The sequence below is a fragment of the Pontibacter sp. GD13 genome (assembly GCF_058216355.1).
Genome location: NZ_JBYZMQ010000001.1, coordinates 644,052 through 666,702, shown reverse-complemented (window position 1 = coordinate 666,702; position 22,651 = coordinate 644,052). Strand labels below are relative to the sequence as shown.

Genomic DNA, 22,651 nt, shown 5'->3' with positions numbered 1-22,651 from the left:
TCAGCAGCACAGAAGTATGAATTTTCTTTATAAAATGCCCATCACAGTACGGAGAGCCATAGAAGTAATGGGCTTGTTCTTTCTGGGGTGGCTGGTGGTTGTGGGGAACGGCATCCTGGCTCCCTTGCTCATGGCCTTTTTCATCAGCATCATGCTCTTGCCTCTTTTCCGGTTTTTCAGGAAGTATAAAGTACCCGAGATGCTGGCTATTTCCATCAGCCTGCTGGCTGTTATTGTGGTGGTGGCGCTGGTGGTCTGGTTTTTCTCCATCCAGATCAGCAACCTGATCTCCGACTTCCCCACCATCAAGCAGAATGTGATGAATCACCTCAGCGCCCTCAGCGCCTGGGTAGGCCAGCACTCGCCTTATTCCACTGCCGAGCAAATGGAATTTTTGCGCACCCGGAGCAGCGGTTTGCTCAACTACGCCGGCAACCTGCTCAGCGGCGCGGCGCTCTCCATTACCTCCATCTTTATTTTTGTGGGCCTGCTGCCGATCTATGTCTTTTTGATGCTCTTTTACCGGAACCTGCTGCTCCGCTTTGTGTTTCTGTGGTTTCCGGATAGCATGGATAGCAGGGTAGGGGAAGTGCTGCACGAAATGCAGGTCATTATCAAGAGCTACCTGTTTGGTCTCTTGATCCAGGTAAGTTACATGACGGTGCTGTTAGGAGGCATCCTGCTGATAATCGGCATCAAGCACGCGCTACTGATCGGGGTCATCTTCGCGTTTCTGAACCTGATCCCTTATGTGGGGGCGCTTATTGGCAACCTGATCGGCGTTTTGCTCACACTGGCCTCCTCCGCAGAACTGTGGCCCATATTCGCGGTTTTAGGTACCATTGCCGTGGTGCAGTTCCTGGACAATAACATCCTGATGCCCCGCATTGTCGGCTCTAAAGTAAAGATCAATGCGCTGGCTACCATTGTGGGGGTGCTGATAGGCGGGGAGATTGCCGGTATTGCGGGCATGTTCCTGTCGCTGCCCATCATCGCCGTACTCAAGATCATTTTCGACAGGAGTTTACCCTTTAAACAGTGGGGTGTGCTTTTCGGGGATGAGAGGCCGGAGCTTAACCCGATGAAAGTGCCGGCGCTCCGAAACAAAAGCGAAATGGTGCAGCAAGAACTGGCCTGGGAAAACGATGTGGAACCGACCGAGGAAAAGGGGTAACAAACCACGCGCAGACTCCGGGCAGCTTGCCGTTAAAGCCCCAGGCGCATCGATGCCAACCGTTTCCATCAAATTTGTAACTTTGCCTGACATATCACCGCCTAAGTTTATTCGCCCATGATTCACCCGAACATTCCGCTGGCTGAGCGTATGCGGCCGCATAACCTCGATCAGTACTACGGACAGAAACACCTGGTTGGCACCGGGGGTATTCTGCGCCGTTACATTGAGGGCGGCGTTATTCCCAGCATGATCTTATGGGGGCCGCCGGGGGTAGGTAAAACCACCCTTGCCAACATCATCGCGAACCAGATGAAAGTGCCCTTTGTGGCGCTGAGCGCCATTAACTCAGGCGTGAAAGACATCCGCGAGGTAATCGACCAGGCCAAGAAGCGGCAGGGAACGGTACTTTTTATTGATGAGATTCACCGCTTTAACAAATCGCAGCAGGATGCTCTTTTAGGCGCCGTGGAAAAGGGCGTGGTAACGTTGGTGGGCGCCACCACCGAGAATCCCTCCTTCGAGGTTATCTCGGCTTTGCTGTCGCGCTGCCAGGTATACATCCTGAAGCACCTGACGAAAGAGGAGCTGATTGAGCTGGTGGACAAGGCCCTGGTGCAGGATGAATGGCTGCAGCACCGCAAGGTGCGTGTGCAGGAGTATGAAGCACTCCTGACAATTTCGGGAGGCGATGCGCGCAAGCTGCTCAACCTGTTGGAGATAGTGGCCGAAGGCGAGAACGGAGAGGAAGTAGTAGTTACCAACGAGCTGGTTCAGCAGGTAGCGCAGCAAAACATCGTGATGTACGATAAGTCCGGGGAGATGCACTATGACCTGGTTTCAGCGTTCATCAAATCGATCAGGGGTTCAGACCCGAATGCGGCCGTGTATTGGCTGGCCCGCATGATAGAGGGAGGCGAGGACCCGAAGTTTATCGCGCGGCGCCTGTTGATCGCATCTTCCGAGGATATTGGGCTGGCAAATGCCAACGCACTTTTAATGGCCACCTCCTGCTTTCAGGCCGTGCAGATGATCGGGTATCCGGAGGCGGAGATCATACTTTCGCAATGCACCGTTTACCTGGCCACGTCCCCCAAAAGCAACGCCACGTACAAAGCCATCAAGCAGGCGCGGCAGCTGGTGCAGCAAACCGGTAACCTGCCCGTTCCGCTGCACATCCGCAACGCCCCCACCAAGCTGATGAAAGAAGTCGGATATGGCAATAATTACAAGTATGCCCACGATTATGAGGGTAATTTCGTGACACAGGAGTTCATGCCACCGGAGCTAACCAACAAAGCCCTGTACCAGCCCGGTAAAAACGCACGTGAGAGTGACCTGCTGAAGCAATTGCAGGCGCAATGGGGAAAGAAATACAGGTATTAAAATAAGTTGAATTTAAGAAATTGCACCGTAAGCAGCTGCCAGGGGGGGAGGAAAGTGATATTGTACAGCGTAAGTTACTAACCAGTCTTCCCTTTTTCAGCTTATGGACCATTTCTAATGCTTTAACCTTAAAGGTTTGTCTATAAAAAGGGCTGTTCTGTCGAGAAGGTAAACGGCATTTGAACTATATGCACTAAATTTGTTTAATCTAAGAAGAAGCCACCTGGTGTTGCTTCAAATAAAACGTTCTTACACAAAAATCTGTATGTTAAGTTTCCTAAAATATGTGCTGGCTACCATCGTAGGCCTGCTCTTATTCTTCTTCATCAGTATGCTTATCCTGTTTGGCATAGCTGCCAGTGCATCATCCAAAGACGAGGTGAAAATAGCGGAAGGCTCCGTGCTGGAGCTCAAACTCGATAAGCCGATCCTGGAAAGAGACCCCAAGAATCCGCTTGCTGAGTTAGGCTTCTCTTTTGGCTCCCTATCCACCTCCGATGGCCTGGACCAGATCAAGGCTGCCATCCGTAGGGCAAAAACGGACGACAACATCGAAGGCATTTTCCTGAACATGACTTTTGTAGATGCCGGCATGGGCAAACTGGAAGAGATCAGAAACGAGTTGATTGACTTTAAGAAGTCCGGGAAATTTGTGGTTTCGTATGCCGATGTGTCTACTGAAAAAGCCTATTACCTGGCTTCTGTGGCCGATAAAATTTACCTTAACCCGATGGGCACCATTGAGTTCAATGGCATGAGCTCAGAGATGTTCTTCTTCAAGCGCCTGCTGGACAAGCTTAACATCGAGGCCCAAATATTTAAAGTTGGAACCTACAAGAGCGCCGTAGAGCCTTTCTTTCTCGAGAAAGCCAGCGACGCCAACCGCGAGCAGCTAAACTCGTTTTTAAATTCCATTAACAATTACCAGCTGCAGCACATTGCCAAAAGCAGGGGCATGAGCGTGGCTGAGCTCAAGGACGTGCAGGATAACCTGTTGGTGCGTGACCCTGAAGATGCCAAAAAGTATAAACTGATCACAGATATCGGTTACTTTGATGAGGCCATCGGCTTTATGAAAGCGAAGGTTGGCGTGGAGGAAGACGAGAAGATCGAACTGGTGCAGCTCTCCAAGTATAAGAAAGTAAAGGATAAAGAGATCAGCTCATCTAAAAACAGGATTGCTGTGATCTATGCTGAAGGCGATATTGTGGACGGCGATGGTGACGAAGACAACATTGGAAGCAGAAAATACGCCAATGCCATTCGCGATGCACGCATGGATGAAAACGTGAAGGCAGTTGTGCTTCGCATCAGCTCCCCGGGTGGCAGTGCCCTGGCTTCGGACGTGATCTGGCGCGAGGTGCAGTTAACCAAAAAAGTTAAGCCAATTATTGCTTCTATGTCGGATGTGGCCGCTTCGGGTGGCTACTACATTGCCATGGGTTGCGATACCATTGTGGCGCACCCCAACACGATTACAGGAAGTATCGGGGTGTTTGGCGTGATCCCGAACATACAGGGTTTCCTCAACGAAAAGATGGGCATCACCGTGGATCATGTGAGCACAGGGAAGTTCTCGGATGTGCCAACGGTTACCCGCCCTATGACGGCGCAGGAAAAAGAGATCGTGCAGAACCAGATCAACCAGATTTACGAGACCTTCACCAGCAAGGCCGCAAAAGGCCGCAACATGACCCAGGACAAGCTGAAGGAGTATGCCTCCGGGCGTGTCTGGTCCGGGTTGGAGGCCAAGCAGCGCGGCCTGGTAGATGCGTACGGCGGATTGGAAAAAGCCATTGCAATCGCGGCAGCGAAAGCCGGCATCGAAGATGACTTCCGGATTAAAGAATTGCCGGCCCGTAAATCATTTCTGGAGGATATCTTCGGCGGCATCGGCTCGCAGGTTAAAATGCAGTCGATGAAAGCCGAGTTGGGTGAGATGTACCCCTACTACCAGATGTACAAGAAAGTAGAGTCGCTGAAAGGTGTGCAGGCACGCATGCCTTACGACCTGCAGGTGCAGTAGCCTAAGGTTGAGTTAACTAGATTCAAGTTGCGATTTATTGTAGGCTTTGAAGGTGTAAACCCACCCCTAGCCCCTCCGAGGAGGGGAATCACATGCACGAGTAAAATTCCCCTCCTCGGAGGGGCGAGGGGTGGGTGAATCGCAAATGGGTTATATCATTATGGGTAACTGAATTTCAGAGCCCTGTATAAACCGTCGCGGCAGCGCATTGCCGCGACGGTTTTTGTTTTATGGCACCACTATTTTTTGCAAATTTGCCTGTAGCAACCAGAGAGGGTAGGCGCGTATGGTGCAGGGTGGGTTGGTAGCAAGGCACCAAAAGCAGATCGCGGGCATCCTTTATGCAGTTACTTAAAAGGAAAGAACAAACCATGATGCAGACATTACAGGAAACCACAGGGTACATACAGCAGCGCACAGATAATTACGTGCCTGCGTTCGGAATCATACTTGGCACCGGTTTGGGCGCCCTGGTAAACGAGTTGGAGGTGGAATACAGCATCTCCTACGACGAGATACCCAATTTCCCGGTTTCTACCGTAGAGAGCCATTCGGGCAAGCTGATATTTGGCAGGCTGGCAGGCCGTGCAGTGGTGGTGATGCAGGGCCGCTTTCATTACTACGAGGGCTACAGCATGGAGCAGGTGGTTTTTCCGGTACGCGTGATGAAGCTGCTGGGCGTGCAGAAGTTGTTCGTGTCGAACGCAGCGGGCGGGCTGAACCCGGCATTTAACACCAGCGACCTGATGGTGATCACGGACCACATCAACCTGCAGCCGAACAACCCCCTGATCGGGAAGAACCTGGATGAGCTGGGGCCGCGCTTTCCGGATATGAGCGCGGTGTACAGCGAGGAACTGGTGCGCCAGGCCATGGTGATTGCCGAAGATGCCGCTTTCGAACTGCGGGAGGGAGTGTATGTGAGTGTGCCCGGCCCTATGCTGGAAACCCCGGCGGAGTACAGGTATTTAACCGTGATCGGGGCAGATGCCGTGGGAATGTCTACCGTGCCCGAGGTAATAGCCGCACGGCACATGGGCATGCCGGTGTTTGCTGTCTCTGTTATCACAGACATGTGTACCCCGGACAGGATTAATAAAGTGGTGCTGGCTGATATTCTGGAAGCCGCCGCCATTGCAGAGCCCCGCATGACAAAGCTGATAAAAGAGCTGGTGCGGATACAGTAGCCTATACTCTTAACCCTCATTATAAAAAGCCATGCGGTAAAAGGGAGCTTATAAATGCCTTTTACCGTCTGGTGGCTTTTACGAAGCGAACTGGATTACCTGCCTGGGTTAGGCTCCCAGAACCTGTACACGATTCCCCAACTTCCGCGAAACAACGCGGAACTGGTGAAGTCGGAGATCACGGCTACCTCTGCCTGAAAGCCCATTTTTTTTTGCTCGAAGGGAAAAGCCGCGAATCCCAGTGGTACCACCAGTCCGCTAAAACTATTGTAGCGGTAGCCGGCTCCGAAGTCCACGTAATAATCTTCTTTCCGAACAACTTTAAAAGGCAGTACCACCTCGGCTGTGATATCATCTACAAAAATATTGGTGGCCACCCGCACCTCAGGTGCGAAGCGCCCAACCTCAAAGCCCACCCCCGCCAGCGAAACGCTGCTCTGATGGTAAGAGGCAAAAAGCTGGCAGTGCCCGGCAAAGGATAAAAGCAAGAAACAGAGCAGGGAAAGAAACGTTTTTATTTTCATGTGTAGAATTGAAACGATGCAAGGGCTTGAAATTACATTATGCTGTAAAAGCCGTAGAAGGCCAAAAGCAAGATCAGCTTATTGAGTATGTGCTGGGCAGTGCTCCATTTAAAGCCCAAATGCAGCCTGGTGTAACCCAGAAACAGACCTTCTACCCACTGCAACAGCACAAGCACAGGCAAAACAAGTAACGGGAGGTTAATGTACGGATAATTGACCAGGAACTGCAAAGCGAAAAATAAGGTGGTAACATAGAACAGACTGCTAAAGTCGCTTTTCCAGGGTTGGCGAATGCAGGCGTGCAACCGCGGAGACAGCAGAAGAGCAACTGCGGCGACACACAGAAATAAGGCGGCTCCGGCATAAAAAAGAGGCTTTAGATGCGCCTCCTGCATAAACAAAGGTGCAAAGCCTGCCATGAAAACAGCCAGTGCAATAAGTAAAGCGCGCCTGGAGTACACCAATGGTAACCGGAATATAAGTTCATCCTTTAGCGGACCGTAAATAACTACTAGCAAGAGCAAAATATAAAAGGATTGATTGCCTAAAATAGCGTGCAATTTGCCAAGGGGCAAAAAGACATCGAGCGACACATATACATACCCGATGGCTGCCAATAGCAAGCCTTTTACAAAAGCTTCAGCCACCATCAGGTGTGCAAGCACCAGCAGCTTTCTTTCTGTTGGCACCGAGGGCTCCTTTAAATGCACCGGCTTTCTCAGGAATACCAGCAAGTGCCACACTGTTTTCAGGATAGGGGGAGGAGAGGGCCTGGAGTGCGCCTCAATAAATAACATTTGATTTTTCATAAGTAACGGCTACAACCCTGCGGGTTGAAGAATGGATTCATGCGTTGCTTACTAGATAACCCTATATTTAGTTATATAAATTAATCAGATATTTCATTAAAACTTACAATTACTGAATCACAACCGTTTTCCTATCCAAGGCTAAATTTGTAAATATGCCAAAACCACCTTGTACAGATGACTTGATTCTGGAAGGTTGCGAGAAAGGGTTGCCGTTCGCGTTTTTAGCATCCTCTACAGAGGTAATAAAGTCATAATACTGCTTTTCGATGTGGAAGAGGGAAACCAGCAGGGTATCATCGCGGTTATAATCGTAAGCTGAGCCAAATGAAGTGCGCTTGCCATTGGTAAGCTTATCGGTGGCCACAAAAGCTCGCTCGGGGTCGGTGTGTAAGCTGTCTTTGTGCGTCATGTAACGGTAGTAGTCCTGGGTGTCAGCATTATCCTGAAAGGAGGTTAAAAGATAAGCCTTTCCTTTTTCATTGAATTTCCACTCCACTTCCTCTATCGGTACAACGGGAAGTATGGTGGTAAAGCCGGTTACCTTTCGCCCTTTGCTGTCGGTTACCTCCAAGCCGAAGATATCACCTGGTTTACCCGCCATCACCTCTTTAGAGGCGTGTGTCTGAAACAGGTTCGTGGTTTTAGAGAGCATGGGCTTGTAGCTCAGCTTAATGCGACGGCCGTTGTGCGTGATGTACACCTCAGCGTCTGGCACAAGGGTAGGCTGGGGTGTGCTAAAATATCCGGCGCTTTCCGTAACCGTCATCCTGAAAGGCTTACCTGGCTGCAGGTAACACTCCACCACCAGTTGGGGCGCATGCTCAGGTAAGGCAACCTCAATGTCCTTTTCAAGGTCGCAGGCAGTAAACAGAACGGCTACCAGGCAGAGAAGCGATAATCTATCTTTAAAGCGCATCAGAATTTAAAATTGTAGGTAACAGATGGGATGGTGGGGAAAAGGGAAACCTGCTTGGCCTGGAAACTTAGCGTCTGCCCACTTTCCTTGTCTTTTAACTGATCGAAGTATACAAAGTATGGGTTTCGGCGGTTATAGGCATTGTACACGCTAAAGGTCAGGTCAGCGGCTCCGTGCTTGGGGCGCAGTTTAAACACCAGGCCCAGGTCCAGGCGGTGGTACGGGGCCAGCCGAAAGCTATTCCGATCTGTAAAAATGGGCACTACCGATGGCTCTTCGCCTTCTACACCCTGGTAGGCAAACCGGGCAACCGGCAACGAGAAGGAGTTACCCGTGCCGTAAGTAAAGGCCCCGGTAACATGGAGGCGCTTGCTAAGCTGGTGCAGCAACACCACGCTGATGTCGTGGCGGCGGTCGTAGCGGGTAGGGAAGCGGCGGCCCTCGTTTATCTCGTCAAACTGGCGGTACGTCCACGACAGGGTATAGCCGATCCAGCCGGTGGTCCTGCCTTTGATCTTCTCCAGGTAAAGCTCGTTGCCGTAGCTGTTTCCTTTGCCAAACAGGAATTCATCCTCGAGGCTGTCGTTCACAAACAGGTTGGCGCCATCCCTGAAATCGATCTGGCGGTGCATCCACTTGTAGTACACCTCGTTGGTTAAAAGGTACTTGCCTTTGCCCACTAACTGGCTGACCCCGGTAGCCACCTGCTGTGAGCGCTGCGGCTTCACCAGCTTGCTGGAGGGGTACCAGATATCAGTAGGCAGCGATGCCCCCGAATTAGAAACCAAGTGCACGTACTGCATCATACTGGCATAGCTGGCTTTTAGCGCGGTGTTCTCGCTCAGGTTATACTTGGCAGCCAGGCGGGGTTCCAGGGCCAGGTAAGTTTTACCCGTATTCCGAAAACCAGAAAGCCGCAGGCCATAATTAAGCGATAGCTGCGGATTCACCAGGAAGTCATCGGAAACGTAGGTCCCGAACTCTGTGGCCGCATACGTGTTGCCCGACCCGAATGTAAGGCTGTTGTCATCGGAGTCGAAGTTGAGGCGGCCTACCGTAAAGTGATGCCGTGTCGCCATCGCCCCAAACTTAAGCGTGTGCCCGCCCTCCAGAAAAAGGTCAAAGTCAGATTTCAGCGTCAGGTCTTTTACATCGGAGGTAAGCCTGAAGGTGAAGATGTCGATCTCGTTTTTGATGCTGTACTGGTAGCTGCTGCTGCTCAGGGTGGTGTTGGCGTAAAGCTTGGGGCTGAACTTGTGCCTCCAGCTCAAGGCTCCCATCGTGTTTCCCCAGTCAAAGCCGAAGCGGAAGTCGGTGTCTTTAAACACAAAGAAGTCGCGGCCGTAATAGCCGCTCAGGCTAAGCTCATCCTTGTCCCCGAGTTTATAGTTCAGCTTGCCGTTCAGGTCATAAAAGTAGTAGTCGGGAATTTTATTATAATCTTCTTTTCCTTCGTTCAGGCGGTTTAGCTGCCGCGTAAAAATATCTACATAGGTGCGGCGGCCCGAAACTGTAAATTTCAGTTTATCTTTTACAAGCGGCCCATCAAGGGTCAGACGGGAGGAAATAAGCCCCAGCCCCCCGGTTGCGTGAATCCCCTTGTTGTTGCCCTCCTGCATCTTTACATCCACTACCGAAGACAGCCTGCCGCCGAACTGAGCCGGAAAACCGCCTTTGTAAAGCTCCACACTTTTAACGGCATCGGAGTTAAACACAGAGAAGAAGCCAAAGAGGTGCGACGGGTTATAAATGACCGCATCATCGAGCAGTACCAGGTTCTGGTCGGGGCCGCCTCCGCGCACATAAAGGCCGGAGGCACCTTCGCCACCCGACTGTACCCCCGGCTTCAGCTGCAGTGTTTTGATCAGGTCTACCTCGCCAAAAAGGGCTGGCAGCAGCTTTGCCTCCCGGGCAGTTAGCTTTTCTACGCTCATGCGCGTGTCGTTGAGTTTCTGGCGCAGCGTGGCGGCCTCCACCTCCACCACCTGCAGCTCATTGGCGGCGGGCTGCAGCGCAATCGGGATCACCAGTGGGACGTCAGCCACTTGGATGTTGCTCTGGAACAGCTCGTAGCCCACATAACTTGCTTGCAAAGTATAAACGCCCACCGGAACCGTTAACACGTAATATCCACGCTCATCCGTAACGGTGCCGATTTTAAGGGAAGGGATGGCTACTGTAGCACCCACCAAAGCCTCCTGGCTTTCGCCGCCTTTAACATACCCGCTAACCCTGTAAGTTTGTGCCGCAGCGGAATTTGCCAACAAAAGGAATAGCAACAAAAAAGGGAGTAGGTAGGTTGGGAGACGCATTAATACAGGTTAATTTCTTTTGAAAAGTGAAGGTATGGAAACCCTGGTGTATAATAAAACATATTAGTCAATGATTCAGACCTTAACACGTCGGGGCTCTATTTGTTCAGGCAGGCTTCCCTACATAAGCGTTGCCTGATGTAGAACTCGCATTTACGCCGCAGAAGTTCAGTTGCGCCTTGTTTTTATTGAACAGAAGTTAAATACAAGTATAAATCCAGCAGTCTCGGCTTCTTAACATCTTTTGTATAGGTCAGTTCTTCGCGGAGTATAACTAATTAGCCGCTAGGTTAGTGTGTTGCCTGCACCAGAGCAGAAAAACCATGGCAAAAGGCTAGCCCTCCCTGCTTCCTGAGCAGGCCTTTCAAACTGTTAAATTATAGCTTTAGCTATACTAGTGGCCGTGTATCAGTATTTGCTGTTGAGCCAGGCAGCGCGAAGCTGTAATTGCTCCGGTGTGGCCGCTGGGTCGGGCACCAACAAATGCACGGTCTGGTGCAGGATGGGGGTCACCTGCCCCTGTAGTTTTTTTAGCTTCACCTTCCCCCTGCCATTTTTCCGCCCAACCGTGATGGTGATCTTTTCACCGGGCTGCATCTGCTGCAGCGTGTCGGCAATCAGGGCGCGTATATTCATTGGCGTAATTGGGATGTTGTTTAGTTTCAGCAGCTGATCGCCTTCCTCGAACCCCATTTGTTTGCCAAAAGCATCCAAAGCCGCCGTTTCCGCCACTGTTATCTTGCCGTTCTCCTGGTCAAATCCGGGCGTGAATCCTCCGTAGGAGTTTATGGTTTCGGTTGCTTCGGGCAGGTAGCTGATGCCGACCTGTTGCAGCGTTTCTTCCAGGGGCAATGGTTCTGGGCCCTCCACATACCGGGTGAAAAACGTTCTGATCTCCGGATAGGTCAGGGTGGCTATCTTATCAAACAACTCCTCGTCCTTAAAGGCGTTTTCTTTGCCATATGTTTTAGAGAGGTCCTGCATTAGGTCGCGTAAGCCATAGGCGCCCTCGCTGTGCTGGCGCAATTTTATATCGAGTACCATCCCGATCAGCGCGCCTTTCTGGTAAACATTGCCATACTCTTTCTCATACTGATCCAGCACCTGGGTACTCATTTCTGTAAAAGGAAGCGTGTCGTTGTAAAAAGAGCGCGACGTGGCAATGTACTCACGCAGCTTGTTTAAGTAAGCTTCCAGATCCAGCAAACCCTCGTAGACCTGCACATGCGAGGCAAAGTATTCCGTTACGCCTTCGTAGAGCCACAGGTGCTTCGACATTTTGGGGGTAATGTAGTCGAAATTCCCGATCTCCTCAGCGTGTATGCTAAGTGGGGTTACGATGTGGAAGAATTCATGGGCTGCCACATCGCGAACGGTGGAGCTGAATTGCTGTTCGGGCATCTCGGGTAAATAGTATACCGACGAGTAGGAGTGTTCCAGTGCCCCGAAGGAGCCGGATTTGCCCACCTTCTCGGGTACATAGATCAGGAACGCATACTTCTCTACGGGCAGGGTGCCGCCCAGGTAGCTGCGCTGCGCCTCCAGAATGCCTTTTACGTTCGCCGCGATCGGCCCGGATTTTACATTGCCGGAAGGGGAGTAAACCGAAACCAATACCTCTGTGTTTCCAAGTTGCAGCACCGTGGTGTCGGGGCGGTTGTACATCAGGGGGGAGTCGGCGAGGTCGACGTAATTTTGAACCAGGTACTTATCTGAGGTAGCCGTGGCAGAAACCGCTTTGAGGGGGGTGGAGCCGTAAAAACCCTCCGGCTTGGTGATGTTCAGCTCATAAGGCACTTGTTTCATGCCGTCGAAATAGCCGATAAAGCCAAAGGTGTTCAGCAGGAAATTTTGGTTTTCCTCAATGTTGGTTCCGCCAGGCTCAAACACTACATCCTCTCGCTTAGCAGCATCAAAAGTGTCATCTACCCAGTAGGTGATGTGGTCAAGCTGTGTGGCCTTGCTGATCTTCCAGCGGTTCGTATCCAGGCGGGTAACCTGCAGCAGCCTGCCTTGTTTGTCAAAAGCCTTAAAATCGCTTACATATTTGCCGAAGTCGGATATGGAGTAGGTGCCTGGCACTATTTTGGGCATGTTATACACGATCTCCTCCTGCGTTATGTGCGGCGGCAGGAGCGTTACCTGCAACTTATCCTCCTTTACCTGAGCCAGGTTTAAGGTGAAAGTATACTTTTGCGCGGCCATGCCCTGCCCGTTGGCATTAACGGTGGCATGCAGGCAAATGAGCAGGCCCAGAAGAAGTAACAGTTGCTTTGGCATAGTGTAAATCGTTGCGAAGGTTTTCGGAAGCGTCGCTTGGCCGGCTTCTTTTCAATGTGTACTCTAAATTTAACCTTCTGTGTCAAATTTAACCTGCCTATTCGACAAAAACCCCTTTTTTATAGATTAAGCTCCTTAAAAGTTGCTGTATGCCGCTGGTAAATTGCCGGAGCCAGGTGCAGGGTTGCCCCAGGGGTTGCAGCTCCCCACAATTCTCCACTGAGGCAATTCACCTAACACAAACAAAATTTTACAAACTACTGACTTCTGAGCGCCTTTACAGGGTCCAGAAGGGCGGATTTCAGTGCCTGGAAACTTACGGTGGTCAGGGCGATCAGCATGGCGATGATGCCGGCAAGGCCAAAGATCCACCAGCTCAGGGTAATGCGGTAAGCAAACCCCTGTAGCCAGGTGCTCATGCCATACCAGGCGATACCGCTGGCCAGCAGTATGGCCACCAGCACCAGCAACGCGAAATCCTTGGAGAGTAACAGCACGATACTGCCCGTGGATGACCCTAAAACTTTGCGGATACCGATCTCTTTGGTGCGTTGCTCGGCTGTGAACGAGGCCAGGCCGAACAGACCCAGGCAGGCAATAAAAATGGTGAGGCCGGCAAAATACCCAAAAACGGTCAGCATTTTCTCCTCCGCCCGGTACTGGGCATCAAAGTGTTCATCCATAAAAAAGTAGTCCATGGGGTGCCTGGGGTCATAGGCCTGCCATTTGTTCTCGATAAAGCTTACGGTGCCGGCAATGTCGTGGGGCTTTATGCGGGCCAGCAGGTAACCGTCGGAGGCAGGGGTTAGTACCATAGCGAGCGGCTCTACCTCCGTGTGCAACGAGGTAACGTGAAAATTCCGGGTTACCCCGATCACTTTTGCATCAATGTCAAACACCTGGAAGCGCTTGCCAATAGGATCCGTCCAGCCCATTAACTTCACAGCAGCCTCATTCACCACAATACCCCCTTTCTCGTCTGTTTTAAACTCGCGGGCGTAATTACGGCCCTGGTTCATCCGAATGCCCATGGTAGGTATAAAATCGTAGTCAACGAACATCACGTTCATGGTCCTCTCCACTAACTGGCCGTCAGCCTCCACCCGGGTCAGGAGTTTCGACATTCGCTCAGCCGGAATATCGTTGGTGTTCGAGACCATTTCGATGTTGGGGTTGCGCAGCAACTCCTGCCGGATGCCGGACAAACCTTGCACCAGCGTGGAGTCTCCTCGGGGGATGTCTATGGCCATGATCTGGTTTTTGTTGAACCCAAGGTCACGGTTCTTCAGAAAGTGCATCTGCCTGAACACCACGATGGTGCCTATGATCATGACAAGCGATATGGTAAACTGCAACACCACCAGCACGCGCCTGAGGTTGGCGCTGCCGCTGCGGGGCATTTTGTCTGATTTCAGTACCTCGACGGGCTTAAAGTTAGACAGAAAGAAAGCCGGGTAGCTACCCGCCACCACGCCCACGAAGAGCACAATGGCCGCGATGATGGCCAAAAACTCCCATTGTAAAAAGAAAGCAGAGGTAAAGCGCTTGTCGGTGAGGGCGTTAAAGCTGGGCATGAGTATCTGTACCAGCGCCAGGGCCAGCAACACCGCAATGAGGGTAATAAACAGCGACTCGCCCAGGAACTGGCGGACAAGCTGGCTGCGGTAGGCACCTACCACTTTGCGCAAGCCTACTTCTTTGGCGCGCTTCACAGAACGGGCCGTGGCCAGGTTCATGTAATTGATGCACGCGATGAGCAACAGAAACAGGGCGACAGCGGCAAAGATATACACATAGGAGATATTACCTGCCGGACTCAGGTCGGCTGCATACCTGGTGTCGAAGTGTATGGTTTTAAGGGGCTGCACCACAAAGCGCATGGTGCCCGTCAGCTCATTCTCTTTTATCCACGGGTTCACGTGCCGTTCCGCAAACGCATCCATTTTATCCTGAAAAGGCTTGAATTCCTCCGGGCCGCGCAGCAGCACGTAAGTATAGCGGTTCAGGGCGAACCATTGGTTAGTGCGCAACTCATCGTTCAGGCGGGCGTCCAGCGTGCTTCTCGAAATAAAGGCATTGGCTATTATATGGGAGTGGCCTTGGTCGCGAAACACGCCTGTCACCTGGTAAGGCTCGTTGCTGAACGTCAGCACTTCCCCCATGGCCTGGGTGGGGGAGTCAAAGTATTTGGCCGCCATCTGCTCGCTCAACACCACCGTATGGGGTGCACTCAGCACAGAGGCCGGGTTACCTGCCAGCATTTCGTAGTTAAACACCTTAAAAAAGGCACTGTCGGCAAACAGCAGGTTGTCTTCGTTAAAACGCTTGTCTTTGTACCATACCGTTTGTTTGCCTGCCCGTGCCAGTTGCGTAATGTGCTCCACGTCCGGAAAATCATTTACCAGGGCGGGTGCCAGCGACGCAGGTGAGAGCGAGAATTTTTCCTCTCCCTGCTCCGACTTTATCTCACCCACCAGGCGAACAATGCGGTCAGCCTTATCAAAATGCTCCTCGTAACTTAGCTCATCCTTCACATACAAAAAGATAAGGATGCAGGAGGCTACCCCGATAGCCAGGCCGGCAATGTTAATGGCCGAGTAGATCTTGTGCCTGAATAAATTGCGGAGCGCTATCTTAAAGTAGTTCTGTAGCATGACGTTTCGCGTTAATATTTTCCGTCACGATCTGCCCGTCAAATAAGTTAACAATGCGGTGGGCGTACTCGGCATCGGAAGGGGAGTGCGTGACCATGACCACCGTGGTACCGGCATCGTTCAGCTCCGAAAGCAGCGACATAACTTCGCGGCCATGTACTGAGTCGAGGTTACCCGTCGGCTCATCGGCCAGGATGAGCGCCGGGTTCGAAACAGTGGCGCGGGCTATGGCTACCCGTTGCTGCTGGCCCCCCGAAAGCTGCTGGGGGAAATGGCTCCGCCGGTGGGCAATGCCCATGCGCTCCATCGCCTCCTGTGTGCGCCGGCTGGTGTCAGCTTTGGAAACGCCCAGGTAGGCAAGCGGCAGGGCGATGTTCTCCTCCACCGTCAGTTCATCGATCAGGTTAAAGCTCTGGAACACAAAGCCCAGGTTCTCTTTCCGCAAGGTGGCGCGCTGGCGCTCGGTGGCACGGCTGATATCCTGCCCCAGGAACTTAAAAGTGCCATCGCTTGGGGAGTCTAGCATGCCCAGAATATTTAGCAAGGTTGACTTGCCGCAGCCCGAGGGACCCATAATGGCCACGAACTCGCCTCTTTTTATGTTCAGGTCAACGCCTGCCAGGGCGGTGGTCTCTACGGTGTCTGTAACGTATTTTTTCTGTAGGTTCCTTGTTTCAATTATAAGTTCTTCCATGTTCTATGTCGTTTTAATATCTGATTAATCTATACTTCAGTTGCGCGTGTGCTAATGAAGAACGGTTATTTAAGCTCCAGCCTGTCTATGTCGCCGTAATTGTCATACGAGGACAGCACCACGCGCTCGCCGGGCTGCAGGCCATCCAGCACCTCGTAACTGTTCGGGTTCTGGCGGCCCAGTTTAATGCTGCGTTTTTCAGCGAACTGCCCCGACGGATCGACCACAAATATCCAGTTGCCGCCCGTGCTTTGGTAGAAGCCTCCCCGCGGAACCAGGACAGCATCGCCCCCGTTGTTCAGGTTTAGCTTTATCTGGAGGGTTTGTCCGCGGCGAATACCTTCCGGGGCACCATCCTTAAATTCCATATTTACCTGAAACGTATTGTTCTGCACCTCCGGAATCACTTTGGCTATGGTAACCGCATGCGTTTTGCCATTAAACTCGAAAGAGCCGTTCTGGCCGGGGTAAACCTTTGAGATGTAATGCTCATCAATTCTCGAACTGACCTTGTACCCGTTGGTGTCGTCTATCTGGCCGATGTTCTCACCCGGCGATTTAGACTCCCCAACCTCTGCTTTCAGCGTAGATAGCTGCCCCGTGAAAGGCGCTACCACGTACAGGTTGTTCAGCGTGTTGCGGGCCATGTCGATGTTTGCCCCCATGCGCCGAATAGACTCATCCAGTTGCTTTAGCCTATCGTTCATCAGTTGGGCATCTTGCTTTACAGAGCGGTCTGCCAGGGTTTTGCGTTTTTTAAGGTAAGTATACTCATCCTGCGAGGCCTCAAACTCCTCCTGCGATATAACTTTCTCGGCGATCAGCATTTTGTTACGCTCATACTTGCGCCGGGCAAGCGCCAGGTTATAGTCGATCTCGGCCAGCTCATTCTCCTTCCGGATCAGGTCCTGCTTCATGGTGATCTCTGAATTCTGGCGCTCGTTCATCAGGTCGTAAAGTTGGGTCTCGCGGGTCATGAAGTCGATCTGAAGCGTGGTGTTGGAAAGTTTCAGGATGGTGTCACCCTTCTGTACCATGCGGCCATCGTCGGTATAGATCTTATCTACCCGGCCGCCTTCCGTAATATCCAGAAAAAAAGTGTTAAGAGGCTCCACAGAGCCATCTACGGCAATAAATTCCTGAAATACCCCTTGTTCTACCTGCCCAATCGTAACGCGTTCGCTGTCTACATTTAATTTGGAGGCGTGCCCGGCAAACAGGAGGTTATAGAGAACTAAAATCAGTAAAATAGCTCCCCCCACGATCAGGACGATCTTTTGAGGTGTGAATTTTTTCTTTTCAATAACGCGATCCATGGATTCTTTTAAGTGGATGGGTATAGCTTATTCATAGTTGAATATAGGATTTTCAATAAGTGTGCCACTGTTTATAACACAATGATAATCAAACAATTAACTGTTTTGTAATGAATGATTTATGGATTTGTTGTTCGTTTGCGGACACACAGGTGTCTGCAAACGAACAGTGCTGGAAAGGTTCAGCCAAATATTTAATTAAAGATGGAGGGCGTAGGCTTATACTTAGCAGGGGTTGTAGCATTTGATCTTAAAAAACGTACTTTTACTAAGGAATTGCAGTAAAACGAGCACCTGAAAAGCGATGAGCAAAACACCTTGCAACATATTGATAGTGGATGATGAGGAGGATATACTGTTGGCAGGAAGGCTGTTGCTGAAGCAGCATTTTGTTAGAGTTGTAACCGCCTCAGACCCTTACCGCATTCCGGCCTTGCTGCAGGAAACCGATTTCGACCTGGTGCTGCTGGATATGAATTACAGTACAGGCGCCACCTCCAGCAAAGAAGGGTTTCACTGGCTAAAGCAGATCTCCAGGCTTTCCCCCAAAACGATGGTGATCCTCATGACGGCCTATGGCGATATTGAGTTAGCCGTGCGGGCACTGAAAGAAGGCGCGACAGACTTTGTGCTAAAGCCCTGGCAAAACGAGAAACTGGTTGCCATTTTAAAAACCGCCTGCCAGCGGGAGCACGGCGAGAAAGAACGAACTGCTGAACTGGCCGAACGCAACCACACGGCCTTCCACTTCGATGATTTCATCGGCGTTTCGCCGGTCATGCAACGCGTTTACCAGACCATTGGGAAAGTGTCGGCCACAGATGCCAATGTGCTCATACTTGGCGAGAACGGAACGGGCAAGGAAGTGGCCGCGCGGGCCTTACACCGCAGGTCCAAAAGAGCCCACGGGGCTTTTGAAAAGGTAGACCTCGGTGCCGTGAGCGAGACGCTTTTTGAGAGTGAGCTGTTCGGCCATGCAAAAGGAGCCTTCACCGATGCCAAAGAAGACCGGGCCGGACGCCTGGAGGCCGCCAGTGGGGGTACGCTTTTTCTGGACGAGATCGGCAACCTTTCGCTGGCGTTGCAGGCCAAGTTGTTAAATGTGCTGCAAAGCAGGCAGGTAATCCGGTTAGGTACAAACAAGCCGCGCCCTATTGATGTACGCCTCATAAGCGCCACCAACATGCCCCTTTACGAGATGGTGAAAGAAGGGAGCTTTCGGCAAGACCTGCTTTACCGCATCAATACCGTAGAGATCCACCTTCCGCCGCTGCGCGAACGCCGCGAGGATATCAAGCTGTTGGTTGACCATTTTTTGGGAATTTACTGCTTGAAGTATAACCGCCCTGAGTTGGGGATAAGCGCGGGCACCATACGCCGTTTAAGCGAGTACCACTGGCCCGGCAACATCAGGGAACTGGACCACGCCATTGAACGAGCTGTTATACTTTGCGACGGGGATGAGCTGCATCCGGATGATTTCTACCTGGCCCCAGGCGAGCCTGGCTCCCCAAACACCGCCGCGCTCCACAACCTTAACGCGCATGATTATACGCTGGAGGCACTGGAGAAAATGATGGTGCAAAAGGCACTGGTGAAGCATGCCGGCAACATTACCCATGCCGCCAAGGAACTGGGCATCACCCGCACGGCCCTCTACCGAAGAATAGAGAAGCATGGTCTTTAAGAGTTTCAGGCTGAACCTGCTGCTGCGCCTTATGCTGCTCATTGTAGTCATTGTGTTGCAGTTGTTTATCCTGTACCGGACAGACTGGTACGTAACGGCCTTTTGCCTGCTATTACTGGCCTGTTTCCAGCTCTATGACCTGTTATATTTTGTAGAGCGCACCAACCGCGACATCAGCAGCTTTTTGCAGGCAATACGCCACTCTGATTTTACGCAGCGCTTTGCCACCCCAAGCAAGAGTTCTTCCTACCATGCGCTCTACCAGAGCTTTAACGATGTGTCAGACGCATTTACAAGGGTAAAAGCTGAACAGGAAGCACATTACCATTACCTGCAGGCCATTGTGGAACAAGTCGGGGTAGGCATTCTCACATTTTATGAGAACGGCGAGGTGCGACTGGTAAACCAGAACACGAAAGATCTGCTTCGGGTGCCCCATTTCCGGAACATACAGGCACTGGAGCGCCTGAGTCAGGAACTGGTAAAAGCCCTGCGCACGCTCCGCCACAACGAAAAAACGCTGGTTACCGTGGTGCTGGGGCAGGAGCAGCTCCAGGTGAATTTGCATGCCACCGAATTACTTTCCCAGGGGCAGCGCATCAAGATCGTAACGCTGCAGAACATACAGGCAGAGATGGAGGAGCAGGAGCTGCAAACCTGGCAAAAGGTGATCCGGGTTCTTACGCATGAGATCATGAATTCCATCACGCCGGTTATCTCCTTGACCTCTACGGTGGCCGGCTTGCTGGACAAAGAGGTGATAGAAAGGCTCCGGCAAGGGAAGGAGGTTGAATCCGAAACGCTGGAGGACATGCAGGCGGGGCTGCAAACCATTGAGCGCCGAAGCGCCGGCATGCTCGGGTTTGTGAAAGATTACCGCCGGCTAATGCGTCTGCCGGCCTCTGAGTTGCTGCCCGTAAAGGTTGGTGATTTGATGCACAACGTGCGTACTTTACTAAAGCCGCAGTTAGAAGCACAGAAAGTTGGGTTTAAAATGTATTTGCCAGACAATGATATTTTGATCCTGGCCGATGAAGAACAGATGGAGCAAGTATTGATCAACCTGATAAAGAATGGAATGGAGGCCTGCCAGCATTCAGAAGCGCCCTGTGTGGAGGTAGTAGCCTATCTGCCGGAGCAGGAAACAGACAAGCTGCAGATAGATATAACGGACAACGGCCCAGGTATTCCGGAAGATGTGTTGGACAAAATCTACATCCCTTTCTATACCACCAAAAAACAAGGTTCAGGCATAGGCCTCAGCCTTTCAAAACAAATCATGCGGCAGCATGGCGGGAGCATTCGGGTGCACACACAGCCCGGCGAAACCACTTTCACCCTGAGGTTAAAAACGGCGAGGGGATAGGAGGTGTAAGGGAGGGCACGTTTTAAAGGACTGCCACCTTTTGCTTACAGGTATTGCTGGATAACCTTAGTCAGCTGCTGTACCGGCATGGCCCCGGACTGGCGCCATACTTGCTGCCCTTTCTGAAAGAGAATGAACGTGGGCACGCCCTGCACCCGAAACTGCGATGCAGCGGCCTGGTTGCTGTCGATATTTATCTTCACCACCTTCAGCTTGCCGTTATACTGGCTGGCTACTTGCTGAATGATTGGGTTCATGGTTTTGCAAGGGCCGCACCAGTCTGCATAAAAATCGACAAGTACAGGCATGCCCGGACTATTGATGATTTCCTGAAATGATTTTTTAGCCATAGGAGTATATGTAGAATGAACATTAGTCTTGTACGGCATTTTTTAAATTTTGTCGTGTAGACTTTTGGTGAGCCGGAATGTAATTTTAAAGGAATTATGCCGAGGTGAAGGAGCACGACTTATAAAATTCTTTTTTATATAAATATAAGTTTCTATATATTTAGCAGTAGGAACTTTATAACCTGATAAAGAAGATGGCAGAGTTTGATGGAACTGAAGGTGAAGTTATCAAGCTGAACCGAGCAGCCGCCTGGACGGAGGCCTATCGCACCCACGCATCTGAAAGTACGGAGGGCACCGTCATCCAAGCACATTTTTTTGGAAGTGATATCCTGCAGCAGATCCTGGAACAGGAGGGTTGTGTGGGCATAAGAATCTATTATGCGCTTGATGAGGAGGGGCAAAAGCAACTTGTGCTGGTTGGCGCCGATGCAGCAGGAAATGACATGGAAGAAGGAATGGTTGTGGATGGGTCTAAAATATGCCCGCCAGACTGTTCGGGTAAGGGAAAGTTTAAGGGATAGTGGAATTTTTTCTCCGACAGGTTTATCCCTGGCTCATCAACACTTCTTCCCTCAGCTCTGGTATTCCGCTAATAACCGGGCTGTTGCTGATCTCTAAAAAGAGGAGCCTGGTTTTCAGGTTGGTTTTTTCGCTGGTCCTGCTCATCGTTTCTGTCGAGATCATCAGCCAGCTTACAGTAGAGATCCTCAAAACGCAGAACAATATCTGGATTGGTCACCTCTACATTCCTTTGGAATTTGTGTTGCTGGCCGCCCTCTTTTATTTCAGTTTCAGGAAAGCGCTGATCAGAAAAGGGATTTTGGTAACAGTCGTGCTGTTTGCTTTATTCAGTGCCTGGGATGCTCATACCGGCGAGGGCATTACACAAATGAACTCGCTTCCACGCATGGTAGAGAACGCGCTCCTGATAAGCTTAGCGGTGCTGTACTTTTATAAAAAGGCGAATGATAACACATACACCTACCTCGATCAGGACCCGGTTTTTATACTTAGCGCCGGAATGATCATTTTTAAGGCCGGCACCTCCATGGCATATGCCATGTTTAATGCGGCACTGGCCGAGTCTTACGATGCCGCGCGGTTCTGCATCACGATCATCCTAATTTTGAACATATTTTTTCAGATAGTCCTGGCATTTGTGCTCAAGAGGGCACCGAACCGATGAAAACCCTCCAACCTTTATTGATCGTTACCCCAGTGCTGCTTGCTTTGGCCATCGGAATCGTTTCGTTTGTGTTTCTGTACCAGCGGCGCATGCTGCAGCACCAGGAAAACCTGCGACAACTACAGGAAGCAAAGCAAAGGCAGTTATTAGAGGCAACTTTGCAGGCACAGGAGGAGGAGCGCAAACGGGTGGCCCGTGACCTGCATGACGATGTTGGCGCCATGCTGGCTTTGGTGAAGCTAAATGTACACCAGTTGAATACCGCTTCAGAAGATAAGCGCCTGGGCGTTAAAAAAATGCTGGATGAGGTGATCGGGACGGTGCGGCGTATCTCACACGACCTGATGCCGGTGGTGCTGAGCAAAATGGGTTTACCCATGGCCCTTGAAACTATGAAGCGCGCTATTCCTCCTGATGCAGGTATACGGTTTGAATTTGTATGTAACGACCATAACAGGCGCACCAACGCAAAGGTGGAGCTTTCATTATACCGTGTCGTGCAAGAGTTGTTAAGCAATACCCTGAAGCATGCGGATGCCTCCGAAATAGCTGTGAACTTAGACTTTGAAGCGGATACCCTGCATATAACCTATCAGGATAATGGAAAAGGGTTTGATTCTTTTTCGATGGTGCAAAAGCCGTTAAGCAGCAGCCAGGGTCTGGGTTTGATAAGTTTGCAAGCCCGGGTTGCCTTGTTAAATGGCAGTTTTCACCTGGAGTCATCACCGAATAACGGGATAAAAGCATTTATTTCTGTCCCGATTTCATAAATTAGCAT

18 protein-coding genes are annotated in these 22,651 nt (G+C 51.1%); 9 read left to right on the top strand and 9 right to left on the bottom strand.

The window, feature by feature from the left end; genetic code table 11:
* The first annotated feature begins 16 nt into the window (after window positions 1-16).
* The 4 genes from AC4BAN_RS02665 (at window position 17) to AC4BAN_RS02650 (ending at window position 5,773) form a co-directional block, all read left to right on the top strand.
* On the top strand, window positions 17-1,174 hold the full coding sequence (locus AC4BAN_RS02665) for an AI-2E family transporter (RefSeq protein ID WP_490562811.1): 1,158 nt from the start codon (window positions 17-19) through the stop codon (window positions 1,172-1,174).
* A 117-nt stretch (window positions 1,175-1,291) separates the two neighbouring features.
* Window positions 1,292-2,560, top strand: a complete 1,269-nt coding sequence (locus tag AC4BAN_RS02660; RefSeq protein WP_490562810.1) for a replication-associated recombination protein A — start codon at window positions 1,292-1,294, stop codon at window positions 2,558-2,560.
* A 265-nt stretch (window positions 2,561-2,825) separates the two neighbouring features.
* Complete coding sequence (gene sppA, locus AC4BAN_RS02655; protein ID WP_490562809.1) at window positions 2,826-4,586, top strand: signal peptide peptidase SppA; 1,761 nt, start codon at window positions 2,826-2,828, stop codon at window positions 4,584-4,586.
* A 371-nt stretch (window positions 4,587-4,957) separates the two neighbouring features.
* Complete coding sequence (locus AC4BAN_RS02650; RefSeq protein ID WP_490562808.1) at window positions 4,958-5,773, top strand: purine-nucleoside phosphorylase; 816 nt, start codon at window positions 4,958-4,960, stop codon at window positions 5,771-5,773.
* Window positions 5,774-5,868: 95 nt separating this feature from the next.
* Here the strand turns inward: AC4BAN_RS02650 and AC4BAN_RS02645 are convergent, their stop codons facing one another.
* The 8 genes from AC4BAN_RS02645 to AC4BAN_RS02610 form a co-directional block, all read right to left on the bottom strand.
* Window positions 5,869-6,297, bottom strand: coding sequence for a hypothetical protein (locus AC4BAN_RS02645; protein ID WP_490562807.1), 429 nt, complete (start codon window positions 6,295-6,297; stop codon window positions 5,869-5,871).
* Window positions 6,298-6,329: 32 nt separating this feature from the next.
* Window positions 6,330-7,106, bottom strand: coding sequence for a hypothetical protein (locus AC4BAN_RS02640; protein WP_490562806.1), 777 nt, complete (start codon window positions 7,104-7,106; stop codon window positions 6,330-6,332).
* A 109-nt stretch (window positions 7,107-7,215) separates the two neighbouring features.
* Window positions 7,216-8,025 (bottom strand): DUF4249 domain-containing protein, encoded by an 810-nt coding sequence (locus AC4BAN_RS02635; RefSeq protein ID WP_490562805.1) that lies wholly within the window; start codon window positions 8,023-8,025, stop codon window positions 7,216-7,218.
* Complete coding sequence (locus tag AC4BAN_RS02630; RefSeq protein ID WP_490562804.1) at window positions 8,025-10,307, bottom strand: TonB-dependent receptor; 2,283 nt, start codon at window positions 10,305-10,307, stop codon at window positions 8,025-8,027. Before AC4BAN_RS02630 ends, AC4BAN_RS02635 begins: the two co-directional genes overlap by 1 nt.
* Window positions 10,308-10,745: 438 nt before the next feature.
* Window positions 10,746-12,617: a M61 family metallopeptidase gene (locus tag AC4BAN_RS02625; RefSeq protein WP_490562803.1), complete on the bottom strand. Its 1,872-nt coding sequence runs from the start codon at window positions 12,615-12,617 to the stop codon at window positions 10,746-10,748.
* A 257-nt stretch (window positions 12,618-12,874) separates the two neighbouring features.
* Window positions 12,875-15,271, bottom strand: coding sequence for an ABC transporter permease (locus AC4BAN_RS02620; protein ID WP_490562802.1), 2,397 nt, complete (start codon window positions 15,269-15,271; stop codon window positions 12,875-12,877).
* Window positions 15,252-15,953 (bottom strand): ABC transporter ATP-binding protein, encoded by a 702-nt coding sequence (locus tag AC4BAN_RS02615; RefSeq protein ID WP_490562986.1) that lies wholly within the window; start codon window positions 15,951-15,953, stop codon window positions 15,252-15,254. Before AC4BAN_RS02615 ends, AC4BAN_RS02620 begins: the two co-directional genes overlap by 20 nt.
* 77 nt (window positions 15,954-16,030) lie before the next feature.
* Window positions 16,031-17,281, bottom strand: coding sequence for an efflux RND transporter periplasmic adaptor subunit (locus AC4BAN_RS02610; RefSeq protein ID WP_490562801.1), 1,251 nt, complete (start codon window positions 17,279-17,281; stop codon window positions 16,031-16,033).
* A 304-nt stretch (window positions 17,282-17,585) separates the two neighbouring features.
* Here AC4BAN_RS02610 and AC4BAN_RS02605 point away from each other — a divergent pair, with 304 nt between their 5' ends.
* Together AC4BAN_RS02605 and AC4BAN_RS02600 are read left to right on the top strand one after the other, a co-directional pair.
* Window positions 17,586-18,968 (top strand): sigma-54-dependent transcriptional regulator, encoded by a 1,383-nt coding sequence (locus AC4BAN_RS02605; RefSeq protein ID WP_490562800.1) that lies wholly within the window; start codon window positions 17,586-17,588, stop codon window positions 18,966-18,968.
* Window positions 18,958-20,334, top strand: a complete 1,377-nt coding sequence (locus AC4BAN_RS02600) for a sensor histidine kinase (RefSeq protein WP_490562799.1) — start codon at window positions 18,958-18,960, stop codon at window positions 20,332-20,334. The genes AC4BAN_RS02605 and AC4BAN_RS02600 overlap by 11 nt, the downstream gene beginning before the upstream one ends.
* Before the next feature lie 44 nt (window positions 20,335-20,378).
* On the opposite strand, the gene trxA is transcribed toward AC4BAN_RS02600, so the two are convergent.
* Window positions 20,379-20,723 carry a thioredoxin gene (gene trxA, locus AC4BAN_RS02595; RefSeq protein WP_490562798.1) on the bottom strand — a complete coding sequence of 115 codons (345 nt, stop codon included), beginning with the start codon at window positions 20,721-20,723 and terminating at the stop codon, window positions 20,379-20,381.
* Window positions 20,724-20,878: 155 nt separating this feature from the next.
* Here trxA and AC4BAN_RS02590 point away from each other — a divergent pair, with 155 nt between their 5' ends.
* Genes AC4BAN_RS02590 through AC4BAN_RS02580 form a run of 3 tightly spaced genes read left to right on the top strand, consistent with a single transcriptional unit; the run spans window position 20,879 to window position 22,643 of the window.
* A complete protein-coding gene (locus AC4BAN_RS02590; protein WP_490562797.1) occupies window positions 20,879-21,208 on the top strand; it encodes a hypothetical protein in 330 nt (109 codons plus the stop codon).
* Window positions 21,208-21,873 (top strand): hypothetical protein, encoded by a 666-nt coding sequence (locus AC4BAN_RS02585; protein ID WP_490562796.1) that lies wholly within the window; start codon window positions 21,208-21,210, stop codon window positions 21,871-21,873. Before AC4BAN_RS02590 ends, AC4BAN_RS02585 begins: the two co-directional genes overlap by 1 nt.
* A complete protein-coding gene (locus AC4BAN_RS02580; RefSeq protein ID WP_490562795.1) occupies window positions 21,870-22,643 on the top strand; it encodes a sensor histidine kinase in 774 nt (257 codons plus the stop codon). The genes AC4BAN_RS02585 and AC4BAN_RS02580 overlap by 4 nt, the downstream gene beginning before the upstream one ends.
* The last annotated feature ends 8 nt before the right edge of the window (window positions 22,644-22,651 follow it).